Here is an 11,870-nt window from a genome sequence, read left to right on the forward strand (position 1 = left end):
CGAAGGACCCATGAGTCTTCTGCTGGACGGCAGCGAACCGCCCAAGAGCTCGGAGAGCTGGATGGATCGTTATCTCAAGCCCCTCGTGGTGGCCGTCTCGCTGGTCGCCGCGCTCTTTCTCACCATCAGCCGGCGGAGCCCCGAGGGAGGGATCACGGTTTCGGCGCAGCCCCAGTCGCGCGCCGCGCCGGATCGCGTCGCGCGTCACTACGACCTCACCGCGCTGAAGGTCTTCACCGTCGTCCTCGGGCGCATCAAGGACCACTACGTCGAGCCCGAACGCGTGAAGCCGCGCGAGATGCTCCGCGAGGCGCTCGACGCGATCGAGAAGGAGGTGGCCGAGGTCCTGATCAAGGAGGCGCCGGACAAGAAGACCCTCACCATCCGGGTGCAGGACACCGAGCGGACCTTCGACGTCTCGGGAGTCGATAGCCCATGGGCCCTCTCGAGCCGCATGAAGAGCATCCTGCGCTTCATGCAGCCGCACTTGCTGCCGGCGACGGACATCCGCGACGTGGAGTACGCGGCGATCAACGGCATGCTCTCCACGCTGGACCCCCACAGCGTGCTCTTGAAGCCCGACCTCTACAACGAGATGAAGCTCTCGACGCGGGGGGAGTTCGGCGGCCTCGGTATCGTGATCGCCATGATCCAGGGCGTGCTCACCGTGATGAACCCGATGAAGGGGACGCCGGCCGAGACGGCGGGGATCAAGTCGTGCGACCAGATCCTGAAGATCAACGACGATTCGACGATGAACATGACGCTGAACCAGGCGGTCAGCAAGCTCCGCGGCGTCCCCGGCAGTCGCGTGGACGTGACGATTCAGCGGGCGGGGTGGGCCAAGCCCGTCCGCAAGACCCTCACCCGCGCGATCATCAAGGTGGACAGCGTCAACTCGCGCATCATCTCGAAGAAGATCGGCTACGTGCGTCTGGGGAGCTTCCAGGGCAACTCGTACGACGATCTGCGTGACCACGTCCGGAAGCTCAAGAAGAAGGGGATGAAGGGGCTAATCCTCGACCTGCGGGGCAACCCCGGGGGCCTCCTCGACCAGGCGATCAAGATCTCCGACATGTTCATCGAATCGGGGACGCTGCTCACGACCGTGAGCCACGCCGGCAAGCTGCGCGAGGAGAAGCGCGCCAAGCTGGACGGCACGGAGGAGCGCTACCCCATCGCGGTCCTCGTCAGCAGCGGAAGCGCCTCGGCCTCGGAGATCGTGGCCGGAGCGCTGAAACACCTCGACCGCGCGGTGATCATCGGGCGAACGACCTTCGGCAAGGGGTCGGTGCAGGTGCTCTACGACAACGACGATGGCTCGGCGCTCAAGCTGACCATCGCGCAGTACCTCACTCCCGGCGACATCTCGATCCAGTCGGTGGGGATCACCCCGGATATCGGGACCGCTCCCGCGGTGGTCAAGGACGACTTCTTGCGGCTGCGCATCAACGAGCAGTTCACGCGCGAGCAGGATCTTTCGAAGCACCTCACCCATCGCAACGTGCGCCGCAACGAGAAGCCCCTGCGCACGGTGCGGTACCTCGCGACCGACGCCCAGCCGCACAAGGACGAGGAGGAGGAGGAGGAAGACCAGGAGAAGGAGGGGGCGAATCTGTGTCTCTTCCCCGACCGTCGGTGCAAGCCCACCGACGAGGACAAGTTCGTCGAGGACTTCCAGATCCGGCTGGCGCGGGACCTCCTCGCGCAGGCGCGCGGCTGGAGACGCAGCCAGGTCCTGGCGGGCTCGACCGCCTTCTTCGCCAAGCGCGAGCAGGAAGAGGACAAGCGCGTCGCGGATGCCCTGGAGAAGCTCGGAGTGGACTGGTCCGACGGCAAGTCCGACGCAAAGGCGGGCGGTTCACCCAAGCCGGGCGACGAGCGTCCGAAACTCTCGGTGAGCGTGACCACCGAGCCGAAGGGCGGCAAGGCCAAGGCCTGCCAGGCGATGAAGCTGAAGGTGACGGTCAAGAACGAAGGGAAGGTGGCGGCGCACCGGCTCCAGGCGGTCAGCGAGTCCACGAACCGGCTCTTTGCGGGCCGGGAGCTGGCCTTCGGGCGCGTGGAGCCCGGGGCGAGCCGGACCTGGGTGCTGCCGATGAAGATCCGCGACCTGCCGACGCGCGTGGACGACGTGACCCTCAAGTTCACCGACGGCTCCGGGACCGCGTATCCGCCGAACACCTTCCACCTCTCCACGAAAGGGGTGGACCGCCCCACCTTCGCGTATGGCTACCAGATGGTCGACGACATCCAGGGCAACGAGGACGGCCGCATCCAGCGCGGCGAGCAGCTCCGGCTGCTCGTGAAGGTGCGCAACACGGGCAAGGGGCCGGCCTTCCGCACCATGACCACGCTGCGCTACCTCGGGGCCTCGGCGGCCACGGTGGGGAAGGGGCGCTTCGACCTCGGGCGTCTCGAGCCGGGCGAGTCCAAGACCGCCTCCTTCACTCTGGACGTGGACCCCGGCTATCAAGGCTCGAGCCTGGGTCTCGAGCTGAAGGTCTACGACGACGCCCTCGGGGAGACGGTCTCGGACAAGCTCTCCTTCCAGGTCGTGCAGCCTCAGGCCGGTCCCGCCAAGGCCAGCGGCGGCGTGCGCGTGAATGGCAAGCGGGTGGCGATCCACGCCTGGGCCGCGGCGGACGCTCCGGTCGTGGGCCACGCGCTTCGCGGCGGGTCGTTCAAGGTCCTCGGCCGCCACGAGGGGTGGTATCGCATCCTGGCGGCGCCCGAGCGTCCGGCCTTTGTCTCCAGCAAGGAGGTGACCCCCGGGTCCGAGGGTGGAACGGCGCGTTTCCAGGCGAGCTGGCAGGTGACGCCCCCCAAGCTGACGCTCCAGGTGCCGACCTACCTGACGAGCGCGGCCACGATTCGGGTGAGCGGCTCGGCGGTGGACGAGACCAAGGTGGCCGACCTCTTCATCTTCGTGCGGAATCCGGACGCGAAGGTGGAACGCAAGGTCTACTACCAGTCCACGCGGAACTCGAAGACGCCAAACCGTCTGGACTTCGCGACGGACCTCCCCCTCTGGCCGGGGGCCAACTACGTGAGCGTCTACACGCGCGAGAGCGCGGACGTGCAGGCCAACGAGACGGTCGTCATCTTCCGCAAGCGCGACAAGGGCGCCAAGGAGGGCGCCGCCGCCGCGCGGTAGAGCCTCCGCCCCTCGGGCGTCGAGCCGCTCCCCTTCCTCCGCCCCTGGGAGCCTCGCGCCCTGCGTCCCGTGGTGGGTATTCGTTTTCCGGCCATTGACAACGCGCGGAGCGGACGCCTAAGGTGCGCGCCGATTATCACTATGAGGAGGGAGCGGTGAATACGACTCTGCGCTTGTCGATCCTCGCTGGATTGACGGCCGCGACCCTGTGGGGCTGCGGTGGGAAGAGCACCAGTAACACGGACACGGGGAGTGGCACGGACGGCCAGGTGGTCACCGACGGCGGCGCAGGAGATGCCGCGGCGGATGACAGCGGCGGCGGGGACACCGGCGCGGGCGATAGCTCCGTCGGGGACTCCGCGGTATCGGATGCCCGCAAGAGCGACGCTCGCAAGTCCGACGGCGGGAAGGTGGATGCGCGCAGGTCCGACGGCAAGGTGTCGGACATGGGCGGCCCCGCCCCGGTGAACGCGAAGTGCACCACCCCCACGGTCGTCACGCTGGCCGCATCGGGGGCGACGACCGTGACGGGGACGAGCCAGTACGCTCCGGACGAGTTCGCCGCGATCGACTGCGGCAAGAACCCGAACGGGCCCTGGCCCGGCGCGCAGGTCTACTACAAGGTGAAGCTCGACGCGGGGAAGACCTACCGCATCGACCTGCAGGCGCAGTTCGACTCCGCGCTCTACGCCTTCCCGGCCAGCACCAAGTGCGACGAAGCCGCGATCAACCTGGCCTGCGCGAACCCCTCCCCGGCGGATCCGCTGAAGGTCTACAACGCGGACAAGTCCGGCACGGGCGAGGCCATCTTCATCACGCCGACGACCGCCGAGGACTGGATCATCGTGGTCGACTACTACAACAACAAGAAGACCGGTGGCGCCTTCACTATGACCATTACGCCGGGCTTCACGCCGGCCGCGAACGGCAAGTGCAGCGGCGCCCAGGCGGTCACGCTCACGAGCGGTAGCGCCACCATCAAGGGCGACACCGCGGGCGTGGGCAACGAGATGAAGGTCAACTGCGGTGGTACGAAGGATTTCAACCAGGGCCAGCTCTTCTACAAGCTGAGCATTCCGGCCGGTAAGAACTACCGCGTGACCGTGAACGGCGAGTTCGATACCGCGCTCTACGCCTTCCCGGCCTCCGCCAACTGCCAGGAGGCCGCGGTCAACACGGGGTGCAAGAACCCGACCCCGGCGGATGCGACCCAGGTACTGAACCAGAACGTCCCCGCCAGTCTTTTCAGCATGGGGACGGGCGAGATGCTCCGCCTGAAGAACGCGACGGGTGCGGCCGTGGACTGGATCATCGTCGTGGACTCGATGGTCGCCGGCGAGTTCGGTCCCTTCACGCTCCAGATCGACGAGTGGGCGGTGCAGACCGGGGCGAGCAAGTGCGCCACTCCGCAAACCATCACGCTCCCCGCCACGGTGAAGTCCGACACCACGGGCGTCGCCGACGAGTTCCCGGCGGTCGCCTGCGGCAACCCGAACGGCCCCTGGCCTGCGCCGCAGGTCTACTACAAGGCGGCGTTCGCGGGCGGCAAGACCTACCGAGCCAAGCTCGTGGGCATGACGGACATGTCGCTCTACGCGTTCCTCGCCACGACGACCTGCTCCGAGAGCGCGATCAACGCCGCCTGCACCAACCCGACGCCGGCGGACCCGAAGAAGCTCTACAACAGCGACCTCGAGGAGACGGGCTACGAGCGGCTGCTGTTCGCGCCGACCGCGCAGGAGAGCTGGGTCATCGCGGTGGACGCCTATGCGGCCTCCGAGGCGGGCCCGTACTCGTTGACCGTCGAGGAGTACACCACGCCGACCAACGGCGCCTGCGCGACCCCGAAGGTCGTCACGCTCGGTAGCACGAGCCCGACGACGGTCCAGGGGGACACCTCCATCCCGGGACTGAAGGACGAGTTCACGACGGGGACGGGCTCGAGCGCCAAGGGCGTCAGCTGCGGCAACGCGGACGCGGCACCGGGCTGGCGGAGCAACCAGCTTTACTACAAGGTCGCGCTCCTCGCCGGCAAGACGTACACGATCAAGGCCAAGGGGGAATGGGACCCCGGTCTCTACGCGTTCCCAGCCGGCACCGCCTGCAGCCTGACGGCGATCGACGCTGCGTGCACCAAGACGAACAGCGACGTGCTGGGTAACGGCAAGGACGAGACCATCACCATCAAGCCCGCTGCCAACGAGGAGTGGGTCGTGGTGGTGGACGGCTGGTACAGCGGCGCGCATCCCGATGGCGAAGGCCCGTTCACCCTCGAGATCGCCTGGCAGTAGGCTCGTCGCCTTCGCACTCCCCCTCCTCTCTGTCTGACGCACTCCCTTCCCGACAAGCCGTCTGACCCGCCGGGGCCCTGCCAGCGAGCAGGGGGCCGCGGCCCACGATGGCCCCCTGGCCCTCCGCAGCCGCGCACTCCGGACGTGATGTAGCATACTGTCGGATCGCGCCCCATTCGATCCCGTCGGCCCGCACACAGGCCCACGTGTCACCCTGGTATTTCGGGCGCCCGCGTAGACCATTGGAGCAGCACGGCTTTTTTGATGGTCACACAAGATGTGGTGCAAAAATTTGACAGACCCACTACATCTTGTAGGATGGTCCTTGGCGCACAGAAGACCAACACTATTAGAGCGTTGGAAAGCGAAAGGTAGCCAACATGAATCGCACGACGAGTAAAGCGGGGACCCCGGATCGCAGCGGAGCGGACCTCGAAGCCACCTGCCGCCTGTGGATGGCGGCCGCACAGGCGCGGGACGAGCGCGTGGCCGAGCTCGAGGCGGAGTGTGCCCAGCTCCGCCAGCGCGTGGCGCGGCTGAGCCGGCTCGTGAACCGCAATCAGCGGGTTCGACGTCCGGAAGCGCTGCGGAGCGCGAAGTAGCGCCAGGTCAGGGCGTGAACGCCGCGTGCGGGTGAGAGGCCTCTCCTGCCTCGCCCGGGCGGTCTAGCGGCCCAGGGCCTCGAGACGCTCTCGGAGGGCCAGGTTCTGGGGCTCGCACTGCACGGCGAGCGCCAGGTACATGCGGGCCGACTTCACGTTCCCCTCCTGTTCCGCGAGCTGCGCGAATTGGAGGTAGCGCTTCCCTTCCGAGGTGAGCGCCCCGGAGGTGGCCTCGGAGCCGGTGGGCTGTCGAGGCCGCTCCTGGTAGCGCAGGTGGCGCGCCCGATCGGGCAGCGCGAGCCCGTGGTCGTAGTCGCTGCGGGCCTCGGGCCGGATGAGCACCTTGAAACCCTCCGACACGCGCTTGTAGACCTCGTAGATCGCACTCCGCAGCTCGGCATCCTCGAGCCGCATGAAGCGATCCGGGTGGTAGGCCATGGAGCGCGCGAAGAACGCGTCCTTGATCTCCGAGAGGGTCGCCGACGGGGCGATGCCGAGGAGCTGGTAGTAGTCGAGCGCGTCCAGCTCCCCGTGGAGCTCTTCCACCCGCTCGCGAAAGGCGACCCACGCGGCCGCGCGCTCCTCGGGAGAGGGCGGCGGCGGATCGTCGGTCGACGGGGCGCTCGTCGCCTCGAGCGAGGGCTGCGACGGAAGCTTCTGGGCCGTCCGAGGATCGCGCCTGAGCTCGAGCTGCTCGTCGAGCGCGTCCAGGTCGAAGGGGAAGGGGAGCGCCAGGTCCGCGCCGACGGCCTCCGCGGCGTGGGCCGCCGCGGCCTCGTCGCGAAAGGCCTCGTCCATCAGCACGAGCAGGCACCGGCTCCCCGCGGGGGTCGACCGGATACTCTGGCACAGGTCGTCCATCGCCGGGTCGCGGCCGACCAGGACCACCTCGGGGTGCACGCGGCCGAGGAGGTCGAGCCCCTGCGCGGAGGTCTTGGCGAATTCCAGGCGGTACTGACTCGACGGGAGGCTGCAGGCCAGCAGGCCGCGCCGCACGTTGTCTCGGTCGATGATCAGGACTCGGATGGGTGTCGGAGGCGTCACGAGCGCTTCCCGCCGTCGGGCCTCAGGCTGATCTGGCCGATCGCCGTGTCCGACAGCTCGCCCGACACGGTGACGCTCTTCTTGTAGAGGCGGCCCGAATCGCGGTCGCGCGCTGTGACGTTGAGGATGCCGTTCGTGTCCACCTCGAAGGTGACGAGCACCTCCACCTCGCCGCGCGCGGCGGGCCGCAGGTCCCCCACGACGAGCTCCCCGAGGGCGGTGTTCTCGTCGGCGCGTCGGGACTCCCCCTGCACGATGCGGATCTTGAGCTCGGTCTGGTGGTCCCTCGAGGTGGAGAAGACGCGAGATTGCTCCACGGGAATGGCCATGTTGCGCTCGAGGACCTTCTCCGACAGCCCGCCCGCCGTGACGATGCCGATGGAGTGGGGGAGCACGTCCAGCAGGATGGTCTGCGTGCTCGCCGGCTCGGGGGTCGGGGCGGCCATCAGGGAGTGCGCCTGGATCGCGGCCCCTAGCGCCACCGCGGTCTCCGGGCTGACGTCGGCCCGAGGACGCTGGCCGAAGAACTGCTCCACCGACGCGCGGACGAGCGGGATGAAGGTCGTTCCGCCGACCATGATCACGTCGTTGATGTCTTCAGGCCGCACGCGCGCGTCGTGCAGGGCGCGCTCGCAGACGGCGAAGGAGCGGCGTACGAGGTCGAAGCAGAGCGAGTTGAAGAGGTCTCGCGTCAGAGTGGCCGACAGGTCGAGCACCCCCTTCGCGGTGTGCGCTACCCGCTGCACCAGGAGGTCCGCATTCGTCTTCTGGCTGAGCGTTCGCTTCGCTCCTTCGCAGGCGAGGATGAGGCGGGTCCACTCGACGACGTCTCGCCGGAGTTCGATCCCGGTCTGCTTCCAGAAGCTGTTCGCTACCGCCGTGGCGACGGCTTCGTCGAAGTCGTCGCCGCCGAGGAAGGTGTCTCCGGCGGTGGAGATCACGCGAAAGACCCGGTCTCGCAGCTCGAGCAGCGTGAAGTCGAAGGTACCGCCGCCGAAGTCGTAGACCGCGAGCAGCTTGTTCAGACCCCGGCCGTAGCCGTAGGCCAGCGAGGCGGCGGTGGGCTCATTGATGATGCGGATGACGTCCAGGCCGGCAATGCGGCCCGCGATGCGCGTGCTCTCCCGCTGTGCGTCGTTGAAGTTCGCGGGGACCGTGATGACGGCCTTGTCCACCGGGACGCCCAGGCGCGCCTCGGCGATCTTCTTCATCATGCGCAGGATGTAGGCCGAGGTCTCGGGGATGCTGAGCCGCTCGCCGCGGATCTCGATCACCGGGTGGCTGTTCGGACCCTCGACCACGCGGTACGGGAAGCTCGACACGGCGGCCCGCGTGTCCGGGTCGTCCATGCGCCGCCCGATCAGGCGCTTCGCCGAATAGACCGTGTTGTAGGGGTCCACCGCGAGCTGCGCCCGGGCCGCCTGCCCGACCAGGATCCCGCCCTCGGCGAGAAAGGCCACGACCGAGGGCTGGACGAGGTTTCCGAAGTCGTCGGCGAGGACCTCGGGTCGCCCGTCGCGCACCACGGCGACGCTCGAATACGACGTGCCGAGGTCGATGCCGATCGCGTATTCCATGGGGTGGCGTGCGCCGACGGTGGGAATGGGGCCGGGCCGATGGCGCACCTGATCATAGGAAGGCGCGCCGACGAGTGTCAATTCCTTCGCCCGTTTTCCGTCGGCGGGGGTGGTTCGGCCCCCTCGGCCCGCGGGGCCTTGCGCCCGGGGCGTGCTCCCTCGTTGACCTCGCGCGCGCGGCGTGGTATCCCTCAAGTGCTATGTTGCTGAAAAAATTGGTGATAGCCGAAGACGACGACGCGGTCGCCCATCTCGTGGCTGCCAGCCTCGGGGATGCGGGCTTTCTTTGTCTTCGGGCGAGGGACGGGGAGGAGGCGCTCAACCTCACGCGCACCGAGCTGCCGGACGCGCTCGTGCTGGACGTGATGATGCCGAAGCTCGACGGCATCGAGGTCTGCCGGCGCTTGAAGTCCGACGTGCTGGTGTCGCGGGTGCCGATTCTGATGCTCACCTCTCTGGCCGGAGTGGACGACCGCGTGGCCGGCCTCGAGGCTGGAGCGGACGATTATCTGCCGAAGCCCTTCGACCTGCGGGAGCTCGCGGCACGCGTCAAGGCCCTCATCCGTCAGAGCCGGCGCGAGCGGGACCGAAACCCCACGACGAACCTGCCGGGAGCCGAGGCGATCGAGGAGCGGGTGGCGGATCTTCTGCGACGCAAGGCGGGTTTCGGACTGCTCTACGTCGACATCGAGAACTTCCGGACGTATGCGGACGTCTACGGCTATCGCAAGGCGGACGACGTGATCGCTCAGACCGGCGCGCTCATCCTGCAGCAATCGCGCGTGACGGAGCCGCCGGCTTTCGTCGGACACGTGGGCGGCGACGATTTCTTGCTGATCTGCGAGGCGGAGGCGGCCTCGTCGCTCGCCGACGGGATCGCGGCGGCCTTCAACGCCACGGCGAGCGGCCACTACAGCGAGGAGGACCAGCAGCGCGGGTACATCACGCTCTCGGATCCCTCCGGCGAGGTGCGTCGCGCGTTGTTCATGAGCGCCTCGATCGCCGAGGTGATCGTGGGCCCCGGCCAGTACGACTCGGCGGAGAAGCTGGCCAGCGAGATCACGCGGGCCAAGGCGATGAGCCGGCGACGAACGGGAAGCGGGCTCTTCACCCTGCCGCGCGGCGACCGGTCGTAATCTCCTCGTCGCGCGCCCATGCGCGTCTCCCCGCCGCAGCTCGGATCCAGCCTCGGACGGTATCGTCTCGTCGAGGAGCTCGGTGCGGGCGGGATGGCGGTGGTGTACCGCGCCGAGGATCCGCTGCTCGGGCGCCAGGTGGCGGTGAAGGTCCTGCACCCGCATCTCTCGCGGCAGGGGGACTACGCGGCGCGGTTCGTGCGCGAGGCGAAGGCGGCGGCGGGACTCCGTCACCCGAACATCATCGAGGTCTACGACTACGGTGGGGACGAGGCGCTCGACGGGGGCGCGGTCGTGCCCGGTTTCATGGTGTGCGAGCTCGTCTCGGGCCCCTCGCTGCGCCGGATCATGGAGGACCACGGCCCGCTGCTCGCGGAGGCCGCGGCGCTCGTCGGGCTCAAGCTCTGTGACGCGCTCGGCTGCGCGCACCGCGCGGGGATCGTGCACCGTGACCTGAAGCCGGACAACGTGCTCGTGGCGGACGGGGGACGGATCGTGCTGGCCGACTTCGGCATCGCGCGCCTTCTCGACGGCGAGGCGATGACGCAGACCGGCGCGCTCGTCGGGTCGCCGGCCTACATGTCGCCCGAGCAGGCGCAGGGGCGGCACGTGGACGGGCGTTCGGACCTCTTCTCGCTCGGAACGCTCCTCTACCAGCTGTGCACGGGACACCTGCCCTTTCCCGGCAAGGACCCGATCGCCACCGCGCTGCGCATCGTGGAAGGGCGCTACCGGCCGGCGGCGAGCCTCGACGGCCGCGTCGGGCGGGGCATGGATCGGGTGATCTCGCGGCTGCTCGAGCGCGAGCCGGATCGCCGCTACGACAGCGCGGAGCAGGCGGGGCAGGCCCTGCGCGAGCTGCTCGCGGAGAGCGGCCTGACGGACCCCGACGCGGAGCTCGTGGGGCTGTTTCGCGCGCCCACGGACTATTCGCGAGACCTCGCCGCGCGCGTCGTCGCGCGAGCCGTCACGCGGGCCGAGGAGGCGCGCCAAAAGGGCGCCATTCCGCGGGCCATCGATGCGTGCGATCGCGTGCTGGCCTTCGAGCCGCAACATCCGCAGGCCCTCGCGCTCCTCGCGCAGCTCTCGCGTCGCAGGTGGCCGGGCAGGCTCTGGCTGGTGGGCGGGGGTGCGCTCCTGCTCGGCCTCGCCGGCCTGGGTGGCGTGTGGGGCCTGCGGGCGCTACGCCGCGGCGCCGAACCCCGGGTCGACGCGACCTCGTTCGGGCGGGCGGAGAGCGCGTCGCGGGCGGGGGGGACGAAGGATCTGGGCCTGGCGTCGGGTGGCGCGGCGGGGATGGCACGCCGGGATCCTCGGCCGGAGGAACGGGCGCATCCCGACGCCGGGCCGACCATCCCCCGCGCCCGGGTCGAACGTGGGTCGCCTCGCCGTCCGGCTTCCACCCCGGCGGAGCGCGCTCGCGGCGCGGACGCGGGGCCGGCGCGGCGGACGGCGCGCGAGCCCGCGGCCGAGGTCCCCGACGCACTCGACGCTCGCGTGGCCAAGGCCGCCGACGCGCGGCAGCCGGGCGGACCACGGGCCCTGCTCCACGTTCAACTCGGTCCCTGGTGCGACGTGATCCTGGACGGCCGCAGCGTGGGGCGCTCGCCCTTGCCCGGGCCGCTCGTAGTGCGGCCGGGGGCGCATCATCTGATCTGTCGCCAGGGGGAAGGCGGGCAGAAGGTGGAGCAGCGGCTCGAGCTCAAGGCCGGCGAGGTCCGCTGGCTGCGAGGACCGCTCGTGCCGCTCGTGGAGGTGGAGGTCGCCTTCGTCGAGGGGGACGCCGTGCGCATCGACGGCCGCGTGGCGAAGGGGCGGCTCTCGATCGCCCCCAAGCGCTATCGTGTGGACGTGCTGCGCAACGGGCGAGCGGTGAAAGGGGGCTGGGTGACCATCCCGCCCCGCGCCTGTCGACTCGTGGATCTGCCCGAGCTGGGCTGTCGCTAGCGCGCCAGACGGCCCGCGACCGGGCCCTGACAGGGCTGTCGCGACCCGGCGCGGACGCGGCCTCCCGGGCCGATCGCGCGACGGAGAATCACCGGCATCGTCGAGCACTTGCACAC

The 11,870-nt window shown here is 69.2% G+C and carries 7 protein-coding genes; 5 read left to right on the top strand and 2 right to left on the bottom strand.

Annotated elements, in window-relative coordinates; genetic code table 11:
- Positions 1–10 precede the first annotated feature (10 nt).
- The 3 genes from IT371_13835 (at position 11) to IT371_13845 (ending at position 6,050) form a co-directional block, all read left to right on the top strand.
- A complete protein-coding gene (locus tag IT371_13835) occupies positions 11–3,157 on the top strand; it encodes a PDZ domain-containing protein (protein MCC6748736.1) in 3,147 nt (1,048 codons plus the stop codon).
- 155 nt (positions 3,158–3,312) lie between these two features.
- Entirely contained in the window at positions 3,313–5,448 is a 2,136-nt protein-coding gene (locus tag IT371_13840; GenBank protein MCC6748737.1) for a hypothetical protein, read from the top strand.
- A gap of 380 nt (positions 5,449–5,828) precedes the next feature.
- On the top strand, positions 5,829–6,050 hold the full coding sequence (locus IT371_13845; protein ID MCC6748738.1) for a hypothetical protein: 222 nt from the start codon (positions 5,829–5,831) through the stop codon (positions 6,048–6,050).
- A 63-nt stretch (positions 6,051–6,113) separates the two neighbouring features.
- On the opposite strand, the gene IT371_13850 is transcribed toward IT371_13845, so the two are convergent.
- Together IT371_13850 and IT371_13855 are read right to left on the bottom strand one after the other, a co-directional pair.
- On the bottom strand, positions 6,114–7,094 hold the full coding sequence (locus tag IT371_13850) for a DnaJ domain-containing protein (protein ID MCC6748739.1): 981 nt from the start codon (positions 7,092–7,094) through the stop codon (positions 6,114–6,116).
- The gene (locus tag IT371_13855; GenBank protein MCC6748740.1) at positions 7,091–8,671 is read right to left on the bottom strand and encodes an Hsp70 family protein; all 1,581 of its coding nucleotides are present in this window, start codon (positions 8,669–8,671) and stop codon (positions 7,091–7,093) included. The genes IT371_13850 and IT371_13855 overlap by 4 nt, the downstream gene beginning before the upstream one ends.
- A 200-nt stretch (positions 8,672–8,871) precedes the next feature.
- Here IT371_13855 and IT371_13860 point away from each other — a divergent pair, with 200 nt between their 5' ends.
- Both IT371_13860 and IT371_13865 read left to right on the top strand, forming a co-directional pair.
- Positions 8,872–9,807: a response regulator gene (locus IT371_13860; protein ID MCC6748741.1), complete on the top strand. Its 936-nt coding sequence runs from the start codon at positions 8,872–8,874 to the stop codon at positions 9,805–9,807.
- A gap of 18 nt (positions 9,808–9,825) precedes the next feature.
- Entirely contained in the window at positions 9,826–11,754 is a 1,929-nt protein-coding gene (locus tag IT371_13865) for a protein kinase (protein ID MCC6748742.1), read from the top strand.
- The last annotated feature ends 116 nt before the right edge of the window (positions 11,755–11,870 follow it).

Source organism: Deltaproteobacteria bacterium, assembly GCA_020848905.1.
Taxonomy (GTDB): domain Bacteria; phylum Myxococcota_A; class Polyangia.